At 60.7% G+C, this 18,613-nt stretch carries 12 protein-coding genes and 1 pseudogene; 7 read left to right on the top strand and 6 right to left on the bottom strand.

Annotated features, from left to right (window positions below):
• The first annotated feature begins 15 nt into the window (after window positions 1-15).
• Window positions 16-1,317 carry an MFS transporter gene (locus QA639_RS37425; protein ID WP_080667302.1) on the top strand — a complete coding sequence of 434 codons (1,302 nt, stop codon included), beginning with the start codon at window positions 16-18 and terminating at the stop codon, window positions 1,315-1,317.
• A 466-nt stretch (window positions 1,318-1,783) separates the two neighbouring features.
• On the opposite strand, the gene QA639_RS37420 is transcribed toward QA639_RS37425, so the two are convergent.
• Window positions 1,784-2,134, bottom strand: coding sequence for a MarR family winged helix-turn-helix transcriptional regulator (locus QA639_RS37420; RefSeq protein ID WP_283088629.1), 351 nt, complete (start codon window positions 2,132-2,134; stop codon window positions 1,784-1,786).
• A 402-nt stretch (window positions 2,135-2,536) separates the two neighbouring features.
• On the opposite strand from QA639_RS37420, the gene QA639_RS37415 reads away from it, so the two are divergent.
• From QA639_RS37415 to QA639_RS37400, 4 genes are all read left to right on the top strand, one after another.
• Complete coding sequence (locus QA639_RS37415; protein ID WP_283088628.1) at window positions 2,537-3,490, top strand: Bug family tripartite tricarboxylate transporter substrate binding protein; 954 nt, start codon at window positions 2,537-2,539, stop codon at window positions 3,488-3,490.
• 6 nt (window positions 3,491-3,496) lie between these two features.
• The gene (locus QA639_RS37410; protein WP_028337520.1) at window positions 3,497-4,015 is read left to right on the top strand and encodes a tripartite tricarboxylate transporter TctB family protein; all 519 of its coding nucleotides are present in this window, start codon (window positions 3,497-3,499) and stop codon (window positions 4,013-4,015) included.
• A 2-nt stretch (window positions 4,016-4,017) separates the two neighbouring features.
• On the top strand, window positions 4,018-5,526 hold the full coding sequence (locus QA639_RS37405; RefSeq protein ID WP_283088627.1) for a tripartite tricarboxylate transporter permease: 1,509 nt from the start codon (window positions 4,018-4,020) through the stop codon (window positions 5,524-5,526).
• A gap of 95 nt (window positions 5,527-5,621) precedes the next feature.
• Window positions 5,622-5,810, top strand: a complete 189-nt coding sequence (locus QA639_RS37400; protein ID WP_283088626.1) for a hypothetical protein — start codon at window positions 5,622-5,624, stop codon at window positions 5,808-5,810.
• Window positions 5,811-5,909: 99 nt separating this feature from the next.
• Here the strand turns inward: QA639_RS37400 and QA639_RS37395 are convergent, their stop codons facing one another.
• On the bottom strand, window positions 5,910-6,914 hold the full coding sequence (locus tag QA639_RS37395) for a tyrosine-type recombinase/integrase (RefSeq protein WP_283088625.1): 1,005 nt from the start codon (window positions 6,912-6,914) through the stop codon (window positions 5,910-5,912).
• Between the two features lie 1,809 nt (window positions 6,915-8,723).
• On the opposite strand from QA639_RS37395, the pseudogene QA639_RS37390 reads away from it, so the two are divergent.
• Window positions 8,724-9,236 (top strand): annotated as a pseudogene (locus QA639_RS37390) (ParB/RepB/Spo0J family partition protein); the annotation flags it as partial.
• Window positions 9,237-9,906: 670 nt separating this feature from the next.
• Here the strand turns inward: QA639_RS37390 and QA639_RS37385 are convergent.
• The 3 genes from QA639_RS37385 to QA639_RS37375 all read right to left on the bottom strand — a co-directional run bounded on the left by QA639_RS37385 (window position 9,907) and on the right by QA639_RS37375 (window position 16,142).
• The gene (locus QA639_RS37385; RefSeq protein WP_283088624.1) at window positions 9,907-11,298 is read right to left on the bottom strand and encodes an HlyD family type I secretion periplasmic adaptor subunit; all 1,392 of its coding nucleotides are present in this window, start codon (window positions 11,296-11,298) and stop codon (window positions 9,907-9,909) included.
• 778 nt (window positions 11,299-12,076) lie between these two features.
• Window positions 12,077-13,849 (bottom strand): tetratricopeptide repeat protein, encoded by a 1,773-nt coding sequence (locus QA639_RS37380; RefSeq protein WP_283088623.1) that lies wholly within the window; start codon window positions 13,847-13,849, stop codon window positions 12,077-12,079.
• A 22-nt stretch (window positions 13,850-13,871) separates the two neighbouring features.
• Complete coding sequence (locus QA639_RS37375) at window positions 13,872-16,142, bottom strand: peptidase domain-containing ABC transporter (RefSeq protein ID WP_283088622.1); 2,271 nt, start codon at window positions 16,140-16,142, stop codon at window positions 13,872-13,874.
• A 740-nt stretch (window positions 16,143-16,882) separates the two neighbouring features.
• Here QA639_RS37375 and QA639_RS37370 point away from each other — a divergent pair.
• The gene (locus tag QA639_RS37370; protein ID WP_283088621.1) at window positions 16,883-17,320 is read left to right on the top strand and encodes a hypothetical protein; all 438 of its coding nucleotides are present in this window, start codon (window positions 16,883-16,885) and stop codon (window positions 17,318-17,320) included.
• Window positions 17,321-17,570: 250 nt separating this feature from the next.
• Here QA639_RS37370 and QA639_RS37365 read toward each other — a convergent pair whose 3' ends face one another.
• A complete protein-coding gene (locus QA639_RS37365; protein WP_283088620.1) occupies window positions 17,571-17,795 on the bottom strand; it encodes a hypothetical protein in 225 nt (74 codons plus the stop codon).
• Window positions 17,796-18,613: the final 818 nt, after the last annotated feature.

The raw sequence follows: 18,613 nt of genomic DNA, 5'->3' as shown, positions 1-18,613 counted from the left end.
CAGCGCTACGCGATCATGATCTCGGCCATGCTGGGATACATTCTCGATTTCTACGATGTGCTGATCTTTCCGTTCCTGCTTCCGGCCATCCAGCGGTCGATGTCGCTGTCGCTCACCGAAGTGGGTTCGCTCCAGGCGCTGACCTTGTTCGGATCGGCGATCGGCGGTGCGATCTTCGGCATCGTCGGCGATCGGTTCGGCAGGAAGACGTCGTTGCAGTTGACCATCCTCCTGTTTTCCGTGGCCGCCCTGATCTCCGCCTTCGCCTGGGATTACTGGTCGCTTGCGGTGCTCCGGCTGATCACGGGAATCGGTCTTGGCGGCGAATATGGCGTCGGAATGGTTCTTTTCAACGAAGCCTGGAAGAAGAACAGCCGTGGCCTCGGCGCCGCCGCGCTACAAGGTTGCGCCGTCATCGCATCTTCGGCCGCATCGATCGTCGGTATCTGGCTGATCGCCACCTTCAGCGACGAATGGAGCTGGCGCATCGGTCTTCTCACCGGTGGTGCTCCCATTCTTCTCACCGTCTTCATTCGCTTCTTCATGCCCGAATCCAAGATCTGGCAGGAATACGATGCCGGGCGCCGAGCAAGCCGCGGTGCTGCGAAGCCGCGCACCCTGCCGCTTGCCGACATCTTCCGAAACGGCTTCATGTGCCAGACCATTGTCGCCTTCATCTGGCTGATGAGCTACATGCTTTGCTATTACAGCGTGGTGTCCTTCATCCCGACGCTTCTGTTGCGCGACATGCACACGCCCGGAGATGTTGTCCGGACAACCGCCGTGTTGCTCTCATTCGTGAGCGGAATCTGCTATCTCGCGAATGGATTGTTCAACGACCGCGCCGGTCGCCGAGCAGGCGCGATCGTGCCCGCGCTGTTCTGGGTCGGATCTCTGGTCGGAATGGCGATGTGGGGAGGCCAGCTTTACGCGGGGTCGAAGACCGAGTGGCCGATGTTCTGGCTCTATATCGCCTTCGGCATGGGGAATGTCGCGCTCGGCGTTACCGGTGTCTGGATATCGGAACTCTATCCGGTCAATCTGCGTGCAACGGCGGTGTCGACCTTCTATATGGGCGGTCGTGGGCTCGGCAGTATTGCGCCGGTGATCGTACCCTTGGCCGCCGCGCATCTCGGCGGTAGCCTCCTCAACGGCATGGTGGCGGTCGCGCTTCCTGCGGCGGCCGTCTTCATCATCGCATCGCTGATCTTGCCCGAAACCCTTGGTCGGGATCTGTCCGCCAGAGGCTTCAAGGCGGAGGTTGATGCGGAGGCTGAAACGGCTACGAAAGACGCTGCCTCGGTATCGCGCGTGTGAATCTTCTGCCGGCGTCCGGCGATTTGTTCCGCTTGCAACCGAACTTTCGTTCGCCAAAGGACGAATACTGACGCATCTGCTGTAGCCAGGTGCGTCCGAAATTCAGCACTGGGCTTCGACCTTTCATACCGGTCTCAAAGCGAGGTCGCAAAGAAATCCACGCATATCGTCTGTCTGTGATGGCCGGCCGAGGAATGTCGCGACCCGTATCATCCCGCCGTATCGAGAAGCGTGGCGAGGATGCCACCATGTGCGAACGATGGTCGGGATTGGAGATGAATTAATCTCGCTGCGGGGATGCCAAGCGGAACTTGCCGGTGGCTGCCGGGACTACGCTCAAGCTCATCCAGCGTGCCATATGGTTGCGCGAAAGACGGGTCTGCAGGTCATCCAGAGAAAGCTGCCTGATTCGGTCGGTCATCAGACCGTCAGTTCTCCTATAGTTGCTGTCGGCAGAATCGATGACCTACCTGAGAATGATCTTCTTGAGAAGAGCGGTCAGCGTCGCGTGTTCGGCAGGAGATAGCGGAAAGAATGTTTCGCGTGAAACTTCCTTCACCGCTGCAATGGCTCGATCGGCAACAAGCCGGCCGTTCTCGGTCAGATCGATCGCGACGCGGCGGCGATCGAGGGGATCGACGATGCTCTCGATCAGTCCGCGGCTTTTCAGTCGGTTGATCACGCCGGTGATCGTCGCCGAGTCATAGTGAATGAGACGGCCGAGATAGTTCTGAGAGCAAGGCCCGACCTCCTTGAGTTTGGCCAGGGTCGAGAATTGCGGTGCCGTGAGGCCGTCGATCATCTTGGCCGTGAACACGGTCGTATGCGTTCGCAGCGCAACGCGGAGCAGGAAGCCGGGTTGGTCATCCAATGCATAGGACGCCTCGGCTTCCGGTGCTTTTCCGGTCGAGCAAGTCTTCTTCGAAACGGTAGTCATGGAGTTCCTGCGCCTTCGAACGGATGCCGCGAGCGTCAGCGAGCTCCGATGCTGCGTTACCTGTGTTTCTGCGATGTTTTACCGCAGTGCGGTGCTTGCTTGCAAGTTGTGCGCTTGCGAACAAGTTTTGTGCTTGCATACGAGCAATCATCCAAATAGCGTCGTCACGGATGATCTTTGGGGAAGCGTCGCGCCCCGGGCGAAAAAAAGCTCGGAGCTGGGATACAGCGGGATGTGCCCGGCCTCGGATCGTCGCTCGATTACTCGACGGGATCGCTCACGATGCGCAAATTAGTTGTAATCGCCTTCGCCAGTCTTTCTCTCGCCGGTTCTTGCGCTTATGGCGCCGACGAGTCATTTCCAACAAAGCCCGTTACTCTGACTGTTAATTATGGTGCCGGCGGCGGCTCCGATGCGATCGCCCGTGCGTTGGGCCGCGCGCTCGAGAAGCCGCTCAAGCAGCCGGTCGCGATCGAGAACGTCGCCGGCGGCGCCGGCACTCGCGGTGTAACCGCGGTGGTGACGGCGCAGCCCGACGGGTACCAGATCGGCGTCGCGACCAATAGTCCGATGACCATTGCCGTGCATACGGTGAAGGGCCTGACCTGGGGTGATCCCAGTACCTACGATATCCTGGGCGGCATCGGCATCGTCTACAATGCGGTCGTCGTGCAGGCCGACTCGCCGCTCAAGACGCTCGACGACGTGGTGAAATTCGCCAGGGACAATCCGGGCAAGCTCAAGGTCGCGAGCATCGCCGGCGGCATCAATCAGTACACCTGGGATGCGTTCGCCAGGAAAGCGAACATCAATGTCAGGTTCGTGCCCTATAGCGGCGATGCCGATGGCGTCGCCTCCTTCCTCGGCAAGAACACCGAGCTTGCGGCGCTGACCTGGCCGGGATTGAAGGCGCAGGTCGAGGTCGGAAAGGCCCGGCCGCTGGCCGTATTCGGTCCCGAGCGGATGAGCTCGAACCCGGACGTGCCGACCTTCAACGAGCTCGGCTACGACGTCGTCACGACCAGCGACTACGTCGTCTATGCGCCGAAAGGCATTCCCGAGGCCAAGCGGAAGGTCCTCGTCGAAGCGGTGAAGCAGGCGGTCTCCGATCCCGACTTCATCAAGGTGCTGGCGACTCAGAACATCCAGGTGCAGTTCACCGATGGCGACAAGATGACCCGTCAGTTTACGGAGGTCTTCAACGCCACGGCCCCGTCCTCCGTGAGCGGAAAGTAGGACGCAATGGATCAGATGACGGTCGTCGGCACTGAAGTTCCGATTGAAGTGAATGCTTCGGCACCGGTGACGGGAGCGCGGCTTGCCTCGGTCATCCTTACCGCGGCGGGACTGTTCTATCTCTATCACGCCAGCCAGCTGCCGCTCGGCGATCCGCCGGGCACGGGCGTCGGCGCGATTCCCTTGCTGATGGGGATTTGCTGGGTCGCGTTCGGTGCCTATTCGGCCCTGCGCATCCCGAAGGCTTCGCCGGAGAGCGGGCTCTGGCCGCGCGGGCGCGAGGCGCTGCGCGTTCTGGCGACGCTGCTGCTGTGCGTGACCTTCATCGCCGCCTTGCCGTTCTTCGGAATTTTCCTGACAACCGCGATCTTTCTTCTGCTGATGGCGCGCCTCGCCGGCTCGCCCTGGAAGAGCGCGCTGATCCTCAGCGTCGCGACACCGGCGGCATTCTGGGTGGTGTTTTCGTGGGGTCTGAAGGTGTCGCTGCCCTACGGCTCGCTCGTGTCCGATGTTCTGAGGGGCTGATCATGGAATTGCTCGGCAACACGCTCGGCGGCTTCGCCGTCGCGCTCCAGCCCATCAACGTCGCGGCCGCGTTGCTCGGTGCGCTGGTCGGCACTGCCACCGGCGTGCTGCCGGGGCTCGGCGTGCTCGGCGCGATGGCCATCCTGATGCCCATCACCATCCACTTCTCGGCCGTGACTGGCCTGATCATGCTGGCCGGCATCTACTACGGCGCGATGTATGGCGGATCGACAACGGCGATCCTCCTGCGCATCCCCGGCGAAAGCGGATCCATCGTCACGACGATCGACGGTTACGAATTCGCGCGCAAGGGGCGCGCCGGCTCCGCGCTGATGATCTGCGCGGTCGGATCGTTCATCGCCGGCACGATCAGTATCGTGGGCCTCAGCCTATTCACCACCTTGCTGGCGGATGTCGCGCTGCGTTTCTCGTCGCCCGAATTCTGCCTTCTCGCGGTGCTCGGCGGCCTGACGCTGGTGCGCATTACCGGAAACAATCCGACGCAGAACATGCTGATGCTGGTGATCGGCGTCGCGCTGGCGACGATCGGCGTCGACGCCGTGAGCGGGGACACCCGCTTCACGTTCAACACCGGCAGCCTGGCGCTCGGCTTCGACCTCGTTCCGGTCGCACTCGGCCTGTACGGACTAAGCGAGCTGTTCCATGTGCTGGCGTCGAACGAGGGATTTCCGCGGGCCGACACGGTGCGGCTGCGGGACATGATCCCGACGCGCGCCGAGTGGTCGCGCGCCTGGCCGGCAATCGTGCGCGGATCGGGCATCGGCTTCCTGATCGGACTGTTGCCCGGCCCGGGTTCGCTGACGTCGACCTTTGCGTCCTACGGCGTCGAAAAGGCCATCGCCGGCGAGCACAAGCATGAGTTCGGCAAGGGAGCGGTCGAAGGCTTCGCAGGACCGGAAGCTGCGAACAACGCGGTCGCCACCTCGGCGCTGGTGCCGGTTCTCAGTCTCGGCATTCCCTTCACGCCGAACGTGGCGCTGATGCTCGGCGCCCTGATCGTCCAGGGGATCCAGCCGGGCCCGCTCCTGCTGTCGCAGCATCCGGACGTGGTATGGGGTCTGCTCGCGTCGATGTATATCGGCAACATCGCGCTGCTCGCGCTAAACCTGCCGTTGGTCGGCATGTGGGTTCGCCTGTTGCGCGTGCCGCAATACTCGCTCATCGCCTTCATCTTCGCGATCAGCTTCATCGGCGTCTACACCGTGCGCAACAGCTACTGGGATCTTTGCGTCCTCGTCGGTTTTGGCATCTTGGGCTTGGTGTTGCGCCAGATCGGATTCGATCTCGCGCCGATGATTCTTGGGCTCGTGATCGGCCCGATTTTCGAGAAGGCGCTGCGCGAGACGTTGTTCCTCAGCGGCGGCGAGCTGTCGATCTTCGTCACGCGTCCGATCAGCGCGGTGCTGACGGCGCTGTGCATTTTGGCCGTTATTGCGCCGACCATCGCAGCGGCGCTCAGGCGCAGCAGAATCGTTCCTCAACCGTCGTAAGAAGAAATCCGGCGTCGCTCGGCGCGCGGCGGGTCCGCCGCCGAGCGCTGCTGCATGGAGGTCACCCGCGTGCAATATCCAGGCTGGTACTCCAATTGACGTTGATCGAGAGCGAGATGGAGGCTCAAGAAGTGAAGATCGACCTCGGCGAGCCGAACACGAACTTGATCCGATTGATCGACGCGCGAAACCCTCTGCAATTGCCAGATGTTTATGCAGGCAGTTTATATGCACTGCGAGATCATATTGATCTCGTGCGCACGCCTCTGGCCGCAATGGCTTGACGCCGTCGCTTATGCGAGGGGCGCCGCAAACCGTAAATGACAGCTCCGGTCGAGCCGACAATTGGAGTGGCCCCCGAGGCTGCCGAAACTGGTACTGAACTAAATCGTCTGTCTACGCAGTTGCAACACTGAACCGAAACTGCCACGGCTTCCTTGGACCTTCCTGTCTCGTTTGGCGATCTTCTCGACTGCGTCCGAAAGATAGTCGGGGTGATGATGGCCGTAGGTATTGAGCAGAACGTCGAGCGACATACCAAGGTAACCTGCGGCCTGCCACGGATCGGCGCCACGCTGCATTAACCAGGTTGCTGCCGTATGCCGGAGTGTATGAGGCGAAATGCCCGCGCCGAGGCCGGCTAGTCGAACGGCAGTTTTGAAAGCCGTCTTTACCGATGTCACGGGCTTTCCATTGAACTCCACGAAGTGCTTTGCGTCATAATCTATCTGATGCCAACGCCGGAGATGCGCAAGCAGGCGCGGCGGGATCGGCACTGGCGGTTGTCGCTTGTTGGTCTTCGCGTCGCCTTGGCGGCGCCGGTAGTATATGCCGCGATCCAGGTCGACAAACGAACGGCCTACTGCCGGAATGGGCGAGGCTGCAGCGGTAGCGCCGGCTCGGGATCCGCTATAGACGCCGATCAAAATGAACCGCGCCAGATGCCGCAAGGGCCGTTTTTCCGTTGCGACTTTCTCGCCTTTCAGCGGCCCCCGTGACATTTTCTGCATCTCGCGGTACCGCCAACACGTCCAGATCAGCTTCGCGGCATCGGATCTCGCCAGCCATTTATCGCGCGGCTCGCCCTTTGCGGGCAACGTGATCTTGACGATCCCTCGATGATAGCCTTCCGCAGCGTGATGGTTGATCGCTGCACGCAAGTCTTCGAGATCGCGCCTTGAGCCTCCTCTGTTGCCGCGCTCCCTTGCGAATTGACGGCACTGCTCGCCGTCAACATCGGCAAGCATTTTCGCACCCCACCAGTCGTTCAGCCGCCCAATCCGCTTCTTGAATTTGCGGATGCCTGGAATTGTCTCTTGGTCGTCTTCCATGACCTTGAAACGATCGCGAAGTTTGGCAAGTTCTGCATCGAGGTAGATCGAAAGCACATCCCCGACCGGGATCGATTCAATGTCCTGGGCCTTGCGCTTGGGGATGTATTTCGATGCAATGTAGTCCTTCAGCTTTTGTTCCGCGGCCGCACTTCATCTGAAGCGCAGCCTGTGCTGATATCCCTGCCGCCATCCCGGATGATCCAGTTGGCTCTGTGGGTAATCCTGCCGGCTTTGTCTCGTCGGGCGGCCTTGAGTTGGAGCCTGGCCCCCTTGCTTCGACGCGGCATAATTCTCTCATCCTCTCTATATGGAAGAGTGTCGTGTAATCTTTGCCCGCAATGCGCTCGATGACGAGCCTTCCGCGAGCGCTCTCTCTGCGCAGCCCCGACGCCGTCATCGATCCATCGGGAAAAGCCGTGGCCGCTGCCACCGAAAGGCGAAGCGGATCGTGCGGGCCAACGCCTTCGAGGCGCTTTGACACATCGAGCATGTTAGCGAAGTCGCGATAAAGATGATCGGGTTCTGCGCGCACGACTTCGCAGCGTTTTTGTTCGTCTGGGGAGTGTGCTTGTCCTGAACTGTTTGGCGGATACGTGGATTGATGATGTGTGGCTACGCTGATCACGACTAAGGCCCTGCTTAGTGCAGCCGCTCTTGGGAATCCCCGCAGGCGTGCTCGACGGCTCGAGATCATCAGTGCCCATCGGCACATACAATCAACTCGCGGACGGTCACTCAATTACAAGGAGGGACTGTTTGGGCCGGGATGGGCGGGCGCAGAGAATGCGCAGGGAGATCACGCCAACGTCATCCTAGGTGCGGATATCGATCACTTTTGCGATAGGGCTGCTTCGCGCTCCTCGGTCCAATCGGGTTTGACTGCAGGATGCTTGCTACCGGCATTGACGCAAGACAGCCGCAGCGAGACCATTTGCTTCGTTTTCTGTGTCACTGTCCGCAGGCCAGCCGGGAGGTCTCACGGGTCGCGCTCATTCGCCGGTTGGACGTAATGGCCGCCGGTTCGACGATATGGCCGCATAATTCTATTGGGTCGGACGTCGCCCCGATACTGGTAGATTTGACAGGTGGTGGATCGGCTCGGCGAGCCGCCTGGGACGGCCTTGGTTTGGGATCACTGATGCGGTCGTCCCCCAAAACTATTGGTGTGCGTGCGGCGTCGCCGCAGCTGGCTCTCGTCAACCGAGCCGCATGGCGTCTCGGCCATCCGGCTTCGATCCCTCGCGCAAGCAACAGATGATAATGTGTCGTTCGCCGGAGGCACTCGCCCGCGGACTCGCCGGCATTGCTATGTCGGCGTCGCTATCACTGTCCCGCGCTCGGGTGCCTAGTTGACCGGTCTCGCGACGGCAGTCGCCTCGGTGCCGCGGTCATTGCATGCCCGCGTCGCTATCACTGCCCTCTCGTCGGCTGCCTTTTGATTTGCTCACTCCTGGCTTGATGTCACTTCCTCTGAGCTGGCCCAGCATTCTCACGCTTGAGAGCGTCACCTTGCAATCATCCTGACCACCGCACCTTTGGTGCGGCGATGGCCGCTTCGCGTCTTTTTGGTTGAAGAGGACATCGAAGGGGCGCTGCCTCTCGCGCGCGCCAGGGTAAAGCGCCGGCTTTGCCGGCGCCGCCCCGAGCGGTCTCCCCGGTCTTCCGCGCTTTTCGCAAGATCCTCCACCTCTTGAACGACGGACACACGCTTGTGCAGACCCGCTCTTGCGAGCGGTCCTTATCGGGCGGGCGATCCCCACCGCTCGGGTCGCCCTGGCACTTGCTACCCCCGGTCTCGCCGACGGGCAGGGGCGCAGGCGCGTGGTGCGCCTTGCACCCATGGAAGCAAAAGGAAGAATGATCATGTCGGCCAGGCACCTTGAAAAGCACGTTGAAATCATTCCCGCGAGCGGGACGGAGGTTCTCATTCCGCTCAACAAGCTCAAGAAGTCAGCGAATAATGCGCGCAAGACGCCGCACAGCGAGGCGGCGATCGAGGCCTATGCGGCGAGCATCGCCGCCAAGGGCATCCTGCAGAATCTGGTGGTCGAACCGGAGCTGGATGGAGAGGGAACAGCTACCGGGTTCTATCTCGTGACCAATGGCGAGGGCAGGCGGCTGGCCCAGCTTCTGCGGGTCAAGCGCAAGGAGATCAGGAAGACCGAGCCGATCCGCTGCATCGTCGACACCGCGAATGATCCGCACGAAATCAGCCTGGACGAGAACGTCACCCGGGAAAACATGCATCCCGCCGACCAGTTCGAGGCGTTCAGGAAGCTTTCGGACGAGCGCGGTTTTGGCGCGGAGGAGATCGCTGCACGGTTCGGCGTGAGGCCGCATGTGGTGCAGCAGCGCCTGCGGTTGGGTACGGTTTCCGATGCTGCAGCGGGCGTTGGCAGCCATGGCAATCCCCGTCAGTTCGCCCAAGCGTGTCGAGAGGCAGAACATGTCGTCAACGGGATGACCACCCGCACCGGCACGATCTGCGAGAGCGCCCAAAAAAGCTCTCAGGTAGCACCGCAGGGACAATGCGGTGGGCGTGATGCCAGAGGGAAACTAGTACCTAGCTCATCAACGTGATGGGCTCCACTTCGTCAGTGGCCAGCCGGAAGTCAGACCGGAGGGAGGGAAAGGGCAGAACTGTGACTCAAGCAAGGGAACACTCCGTACACGGAAGTGTCGTCTTGGGCACTATCGGGATGCTCGGTCGCACACGTTGCGCATACTCCCCATGTAGCCCACTATCGTCGAGCATAGCGCTTAGGCTGGACTATGGTAACAAAGCAAGCGGCATGACAAGAAGTTGGGGGAGGGTTGTCGCTAGCTGATTTGACAGCGGAAGCGGTCCTGAGTGCGATCAGTCAGCGACAGTGGCGGCAAATCGGAACGGGGAGAGTTGCGGGCGGCTCGGAGGGGATTCGGGACCTGCTTTTGAAACAGCGCGAGGTCGGCGGTTAGGGCGCGATGATGGCTGCATTTCGCAGTTTCGAGGAAACAAGCGCGGTGCCACCATCTGCTTCGGCATTGCTCGGTGAGCCAATCAAAATCAAGGTTCGCGCATTCCCTCGAGGCCGATCGGCAGCACTCGGGCAAACAGGTAGGTCAGCAATGTCCGCGTGCCTGCCTTGATGTCGGCAGTGACGGTCATGCCGGGCTTTAGCTGGAAGCCTCCGGGCACCCCATGCATCTTGAGCTGATCAATGGCCACGCGCGCTTTGTAGAAAACCGCGGCGCTATCACTTTGCGTGACGACAGTTCCACGCTGCGTATCCTGCCCGCCGCTGAAGCTGTCGGGGCTAACGAAGCGGACGGTCCCCTCGGCTAGGCCGTATTGGACGAAGGGGAACGTATCGAACTTGATTGCAACCTTCTGTCCGGCATGAACATAACCGGCATCAGCGGTGGCGATACGCATTTCTACCTCGAGCGGCGCATCGCTCGGGACTAGCGTGATCAGCGGCTCGCCCGATTGCAACACCGAGCCGACCGAAACTTTGGCGACGCTGAGGACAATCGCGTCTTGGTCGGCGCGCAAGTCAACGAGTTCACGCCGAAGGGTTGCCTTGCGCAGACTTTCCGTGGCATCGCTAAGGTTGCGCCTACGCAGCGTGAGTTCTTCGCTAATCTTCGCTTTCCACTGCTGCTCAAAGCCGTCGCGCTCGGCGACTAACTGGTCGAGGTCGCGGTGGGCGCGCTCGGCTGCGCCGGTGGCGTCAGTCAAGTTGCGTTGCATCTCGATCGCCTGGTCTTCGGCAATCAGGCGATTCACTTGACTGCCGACCTGCAGCCGTTCGAGTTCCCGTCGCTTTGACTCAAGCACGCTCGCGATCCGATAGCGCTGGCTGAATGCCTCGACGTCGTGCTCAGCGCGAGTTATCTGCGCCTGAAGCCCGCTGATTTTCTGGTTGTAGCTCTCAATTTGATACCGATACTGCGCCTGACGCTGGCCATACATTGCAACCTGCAAGACCGTTGAGTTGTCGGCGCTCGATGGCTGGTACGGTGTCCCGGAAGCTTCCGCCGTGAGCCGGTCGACCTCGGCCTGGAAGCTCTTCACCTGTGTCTGCAGCGCAGTTGCGTCGGCCGCCGAGAAGGTTGGGTCGAGGCGCGCCAGCGGCTCGCCGGCGCGCACCGTCTGGCCCTCGCGCACATTGATCGCGCGTACAATGGCAGTCTCGAGTGGCTGTACGACGTTGGTCGCCTGAAGTGATACGACACGTCCTGAGCCAGTCACCACCATATCAATTGGGAACAAGGCGGAGACCGCCATCGAGGCGATGATCGCTGACACGGCCGTCCAGAGCATGCTTCGCGCAGCAGGCTTGAGCGGTGCTTCGACAAGCGCTGCAGTCGGAGACTCAAATTCGAGGAGCTCTGCCGGTGGCGCATCAACATTGCCGCGCTCGCCAAACAGTCGATTTATGGCGGGAACCGTCAACGCCATCGCCCGCGGAATTGGAGGCCAGCGAATGCTCTGGGCGGCGGACTTGACGAGAGCTTTTCGCGCGATGCCCGGAGACTTGGGGTCTTGCGACGGCACTGCGGATGGCGTGCCCCGTCGGCGCACGCCAAAAAAACTGAAGCGCCTGCGCGAAACCGAGAGCACTCGCGGCGGATCCGAGAGCTGAGCTACAGCCGACGTCATTCCGATTGTTGCGTGGGACACCACCGGCAGAGGAAAGGTTAGTGCTTGCGTGCGGCGTGCTATTGTCGTCTGACCTCCGTATGGAGAGGGCGCTTGTTCGTTCTGAGTTACCGCAATCGCGGCCGGTGTCGGTGATAAAGCTGGATGGTAAGCGCTGTCCGCGATGGGCCCACTCGGCAACGCCCGATGTGTCTGGGCTGGATCCCCGCGGCTCCGGTCAGCCTCTACCTTGTGAATCGCTTCCTCAAGGGCCAGACGCTCACATATCAGCTCCGGTTTCGTGAGTGGCGGATTTCGGTTGAGTGAATGACGGATGAAGGCGGAGCGAGTGCGCTCATAAAGCTCTTGCCGAGCTTCGCCCGTGTTCGGCTCGAGAGCAGCGACGGCCTTGTCGATAAGCGGGTAATACTTCGTCATTCAAAACCTGATATCGAGTTAAATCCCGGCCTAGAGCTAGGCTCGCCGAACGCCTATAGGTCAGTCAATCGCTTCTCCCCGGTCACGCACGTTCGAGCCGTCTCACTCTCGCAAACCTGCCGACGACTTCGTATCGCCTCACTGTCTTACTCAGCTACGCAGCTGACCAACTTCCCTCTGGATCACGGGCCTGTCCGCTCGGTTCTTTGGCAAGACGCGTCAATTCGAGTGCTGCTTCGGTTACCCCTTGGGCCTTGGCTGCCTCGAACCAGCGTCGTGCTTCAGCAAGATTCGTCCGGCCGGCAGCGTCGCCGAGGAGTTGTCGGCCAAGCATCAGCTGCGCCCTCGGATGGCCAAGCTGCGCAGCAGCGCGGAGCCAGCGCCTCGCCAGATCACGATCCGCCACAATATCATAACCGCCGTGATAAAGCGCACCAAGCGCGAACATTGCCCCAGCATGGCCCTGTTCAGTCGCCTTCTCGAATAGCGCGCGCGCGCCGGAATGGTCGGCCGATCCGCCCTGGCCGTTTACAAGCATCTCACCGAGCAGAACTTGCGCGTCGACGATTCCCGCGTCGGCGGCGCGCGTGAGCCAGGCTCGGCCCTCGACAGTGTTCTCCGGGACGCCTCGGCCTTCAATCAATATTCGGCCATACCAGTACTGGGCAGTCGGGACACCCACCGCAGCACGACGCAGCCACATTGCGGCCTTTGTATCGTCCTGCTCGATCCCGATGCCTTCAGCAAAGCAGACGGCGAAGTTGAAAGCGGCAATGAGGTCACCCGTTTCGGCAGCGCGTTCGAACCAATGACGAGTCTTCGCTTGGTCGCCGGACGTACCGCTGCCGCGAAGCACGAGATTAGCAAAGTCGACTTTCGACTGTTCGTTACCGAGTTCAACTGCACGCTCCAGCCAGAAAGTGGCGAGGTCCGAATCGCGGCCGACGGCGGTGCCGATGGTGTAGAGCTGACCCAGTGTTCTCGCAGCTGGCGCGTAACCTCCTTCAGCGGCGCGCTCGAGCCAGGCTACCGCTTCAATATAGTTAGGCGGCAATTCGCCTCCGCGTGCATACAGCAGGCCAACATGAGCGGCTGCTTCCGCATCGCCGGCCAGTGCCGCCCGGCGCAGCCAGGTTTCGCCTTCGACCAAATCGCGCTCGATACCTTGGCCATTGACGAGGGCAACGCCCAAACGCCTTTGCGCAAGGCGTACGTTTTTGTTGGCGGCGTGACGATACAGCTCGAGCGCTCGAGTCAAGTCAGCTTTCGTGCCTATACCGAATTCGGTGAGCGCAGCGATGAGATAGAGAGCCGTTGGAATGCCGGCCGATGACGCCTTCGCAATCTGTTCGACCGCCTCTCTTTGCGTCCGCTCGTCCTGTGCCCTGCGAAGCAGGGCGAGACCAAGGCCGAGGCATCCTTGAGGACAGCCGGCTTCCGCGGAGCGCGCGTACCAGCGCTCGGCTGCTGGCTCGTCGGCGATGGAATCGGGACCGGAAGTTAGGATATATGCGAGAAGCGCTTGGCCTTCGGCCGAGCCGCCGTCGGCGGCGCGCCGCGCCCAGTTGAGTGCTGCGAAGAAATCTGGCCCACCACTTTGATCGTCTGTAATAAAGAGAGCCGCGCTCTGCTCAGGAACGATCGATCCTTGGACATACAGCAGGGCGACGAAAAACTGGGCGTCTGCCGAACCTCCTTCCGCAGCGCGTTGAAGCCAGCGTGCCGCCTCTGAGGTCGCCTGTGGCGCACCTGTGCCTTCGAGGTAGCATCGTCCGACCCGATATTGCGCTTCAATACAGCCACCGCGGGCGGCGTAGGCAAGTTGATGGAAGCCTTCGACCGCCCGCCCGGACTCAAGAAGTTCAATTCCCAGTCGGGTTCGGGCCGATGTTGAGACCGGTGCAATCAGACGATCAACGAAACTCATCCTATCGCCTTGCGAGGTGCGCTTACTCTCGTGCCGCAGAGGATTGAAGCGAACGCAGGCGCCCACCCTCCAAATGCCGGTGTTGCTGCTGCCAGAGCTGTCGATAAACGGCGCAGCGTTCAAGTAGCTCTTCGTGTGGGCCGATATCGACGACCTTACCCTTTTCAAGGACAAGGATCTGATCGCAGTCGACCAGCGAGGATAGCCGATGCGAGACGATGATCATCGTCCGGCCTTTGGCGATACGCAAAAGGTTAGCGTTGACAAGTGCCTCGCTCTCGGGATCGAGTGCGCTCGTTGCCTCGTCCAGGATCAGAAGGCGCGGATCGGAAACGAGTGCGCGTGCGATGGCAAGACGCTGACGCTGTCCTCCCGATAGGTTAGACGAAGTTTCCTCAATCCAGGTCTCGTAGCCCCGCGGCAGCCGCTCGATAAACTCCTCGGCACCCGCTAGGCGAGCCGCCTGCATGGCATGATCCAGAGTTAAGCCAGGCCGGCTGGCAATGATGTTATCCCGCACGGTGCCACGAAACAGGAAATTGTCCTGCATGACTACGCCAAAGCTGCTGCGCAAGTGCGTGAGATTGATCTCCCGTAGATCGATGCCATCGATTTTGAGGTAACCGTTGTATTCGCGGTTGATGCCCTGAAGGAGTCGCGCGATCGTCGACTTTCCCGAGCCGCTGCGACCGACGAGCCCGAGCATGGTGCCTGCGGGAATCTCGAATGAGACACGGTCAAGCGCCGGCACCGTGGATCCTGGATAAGTAAACGAGAGATCTTGGAAGGCGATCGCGCCTTCAAATTTCGGTCGAAGACCGTTCCGCATCGCCGCCGTTTCCGTGGGGTGGTTGAGTACATCAGCCACCTCAGTCACCGAAAGGCGAACTTCCTCGACATCTTGCATCAGTTTGGCGAGGCTAATGAGCGGACTCGCCACTCTCGCGCCGAGCATCAAGAACGCGATAAGAACGCCGCCGGTAATTCCGGTGCTGCCCAGCGGCCACGTAACAAGAAGGTAGCAGCCAACGAGGAGAACGCCGCGATTGATGAATGTCTCGATCGGATTCACGATGGTTTGCGCGACATTCGAGATGCGTCCCGCGTCGAGACGCGCTTGACCGGCCTCGGCCACGCGCGCGTCCCACTCTTCATTTCGTACCCTTTCAATTGCAAGGGACTTGACCGTACGCATGCCATACACGGTCTCGACCAGTACGGAGTTCTTGCGGTTTTCAGCTGTCACGAGCCGGGCAAATACCCGCCGTATCGCGGGCAAGAATACGAGGACCACGAGAGCAACAGCGGCAGACGCTGCCAGGACAAGCCAGGCGAGCGTCGCGCTCATCCAGAACAGGAACGGCAGCAGCGCGATCAGCGTGAATATGTCGAGAAACGTGCTGACGAGCTTGCCGGTGAAGAAGCTGCGGATATTGAATATTTGGCTAACTTTGCGAGCCGTCTCGCCGGTCGGATGGCGCTCGAAGAAGTCCATCGGCAGTGCGAGCAGCCGCCGGAAAACATGCATTCCCAGCCGCGCGTCGATCCGCGTTGCAGTGACCTCAATGATCTCGCGACGCGCGTACCCAAGCAGCGTGTCGTAGACCGTGACGAGGATCAGTATGAGGGAGATCATACCTAGCGTTGATATGGCCTGATGGGTAATAACCCGATCGATTGCGACCAGGACCAGGAATGGCGGCACGATTTGCAGGACACTCAAGCTGATTGAGGCGGCGGCGATCTCGCGCAGATTGCGGCGCTCTTCCAAAACGCGATACATCATCCACGAAAACGAGAAAGGCTCCTCGTCGGCAGCCGCGCCTCGCTCGCGCCGCACGAACACTACGTCTCCGCGCCAGACATTGGCGAGGCGAAGTTCATCGACGGCAATCGGCTTTTCACCGGGACGGTTTGGATCCTGGACCGACACCGTTCCAGCATTGACATCGCGCGAGACCACGATGCCAGCACCGCCGTCGGTTAACAGTAGCACCACCGGGGTGTCCGACTGCATGCGGATCAGGTGACGCCATCGAACACGCGTCGCCTTTGCCCATAGTCCACTTTCGCGCGCCCACGTGACAAGAGCAGCGGGGGAGGGCGCCTCGCCGGGCAGAGCGCGCAACGCCTTGCGATCGAGTTCAACGCCGTGGTGCTGGGCAACAAAGATCAGTGCGTCTAGTCGCGGCTTGGTCGCATCCCGCCTTTCTTGTCCGTCGGGTACGCCGCCAGGCGCAGGTTTTGTCCCGCGAAACTCATCCGAAAGTTGGAAGTCAAACTCCGGCTTCACGCAACCCCACTTTCGATCTCTTGGATCAAAAGATCTATCTCTCGGCGACAAAAGTGCGAGGACGCTTTGCTTGCGGACAACAAGCCGCGCATCCTCGATCTGCGTGCGATTATGGTAACACTCGTGCGGCATTTGGCAAACGCTGGTCGGCAGCGGGTCTCGCGCAACCGCGCTGGCAGCTCGATGTCACGATCACCCGGTCGTCGCGTGTTTCAGCGCGCCGTTGGACGACGGCCGTCACAGGTGGTGGAACATTGGATTTGCATTGTCCTGCTCGCGGCGGGATTGTTGTCATTCGCGCACCGTGTGCCGAGCCAGCGCTGTGACCCCAGGTCACATCGACCAAAGATTCCGGGGTAACCAAAAAGGGGGATGTCCCGGCAGAGCGGATCAACGAGATTTTGTGACCTCGCTCTTTGGCGCGCTCGTCGATGAGCGTCCTGTAGCAAGCAGGCGAGGACAGCTCCATCGGTTTGTTCGCAATTTTTCATTGAGATAGTTGGAAGTGACGGCGTGCGAAGAACAGAAATTGATTTCAGCGATGAGTGCGGAGCGGATGGGCGATAAACAAATCGCTGTCGAAAGCAAGCTCTCATCGGACGTGGAACTTGCTTCTACTTGTCGTGTGTTCGACGTGTGATCGACTCTGCAAACAACCGGGATCAATTGACTCCGCGCACTCCTGCGTGTTGGTTGGACCGATTGGACTGCCGGGCTTCTTGGTTCTCCGGAGTGTTTTGATGAAAAGCAATTCTGACACCACCAGCGAACTCCGTGAGGGAAGCGATAACGCTGACGGAGCGAAAGGCGCGGTGGGAGGGTACGGCTTCGTAGAGGTGGTCGGACGAGCTCATGCAAGCAGCAACGTTGAGATTCGAATTCGGCGCGGCGACGGTGAATTCGTCATTCTCGGGACGACAACTGCTCTGCCGCTGACGGATCCGTTCTTACAGCCTGTGGCGACGCCCGATGCGAGCAGCAGGTTTGCTTTCAGAACCGGCGTTCAACCCGGGACTTACAGTTTTGAGGTGCGGCTTCAAGCAACATCATTGGAGGCCGCGTCTAACTTGTCTTTGACGGATCTCGTTTCGGTGAAGAAATACTCTTTCCAGGAGGGCAGCGGAGGCGCTGGGCGTTTCGTCACGCATGACGTCACGGTCACGACAGCCGCTCAATAATTCAATAATAGTGAGATTCTGGTTGCGTCACTTCCCCCAACTGAGCGTCGCTTAAAGCTATCCGGATGGCTCACATTTTGAGCCATTTGAAGCGGAATGGGTGCGGTCGTTGACGCACCTGGATTTGGAATAACAAGCAGTTTCGAAGCACGAAGAAGATACCGTTCGAAGCAGAAAAAGTGTCCCGTGAGCATCGAGCGTTTTGCCGCGCCTGAGCTTACTGGTGGCCGCTGAAGTTTTGACGGTCGTGTCATGCCCATTGAACGTTGCGTAACTCCAGCCAATAGAGATCCGAAAAATGGCAGCCCTTGGCATCATCACCGTTACCGGCACCATTAGTGGAACCAGCAATCAAGCCGTTTATATCTACTACAGAGATGCCAGTATTAGCGGCACCAACACGACCGACTGGATATTGCTTGGATCGACAACGCCAGAAGCGTCTGGTGATCCGCTCAATACCGATGGGGATCAAGATTTTTCCTTCACGGTCGCACTTCCTGCGGGCAACTGGGACTTCGCCGTCGCGGAGGCTACGGGCTCGAACCTTACCGCTCTTCAGATCACTGATAGCAACGGCACGACCTTCACTAACTTTTCGACCGGCTCAAGCAGCGGAAACAGGTCGTACTACGTAACCGAAGGCGTAACCGTAAGCATCGCGAGCGGTCCTACGGGCGCGACCGGAGCCACTGGTGCGACCGGCGCTACGGGTGCAACCGGAGCCACAGGCGCGACAGGTGCAACCGGTTCGACGGGGGCGACAGGCTCGACCGGCGCCACGGGCTCGACGGGTGCGACCGGAGCAACCGGCGCCACAGGTGCGACTGGTGCCACGGGCTCAACCGGAGCCACGGGTGCGACCGGAGCTACCGGCGCAACCGGGGCCACGGGCGCGACTGGCGCCACCGGAGCCACCGGTGACACCGGAGCCACAGGCGCGACTGGAGCCACAGGTGACACCGGTGCAACCGGAGCCACCGGCGCAACGGGTGCCACCGGTGCAACCGGCGCAACTGGAGCCACGGGTGCAGCTGGCGCCACGGGTGCGACTGGAGCCACGGGCGCGACCGGAGCCACGGGTGCGACTGGAGCCACGGGCGTGACTGGAGCCACGGGCTCAACCGGAGCCACGGGTGCCACCGGCGCCACCGGTGCGACGGGAGCCACAGGTGCGACGGGTGTGACGGGCGACACCGGAGCTACTGGTGCGACCGGCGCGACCGGAGCCACGGGTGCGACAGGCGCCACTGGTGCGACGGGAGCCACGGGCGCGACGGGTGATACCGGCGC

The organism is Bradyrhizobium pachyrhizi, assembly GCF_029714545.1.
GTDB lineage: Bacteria > Pseudomonadota > Alphaproteobacteria > Rhizobiales > Xanthobacteraceae > Bradyrhizobium > Bradyrhizobium pachyrhizi.
Note: the sequence above shows the minus strand (reverse complement) of the source record. Positions and strands in the feature narration are given on the sequence as shown.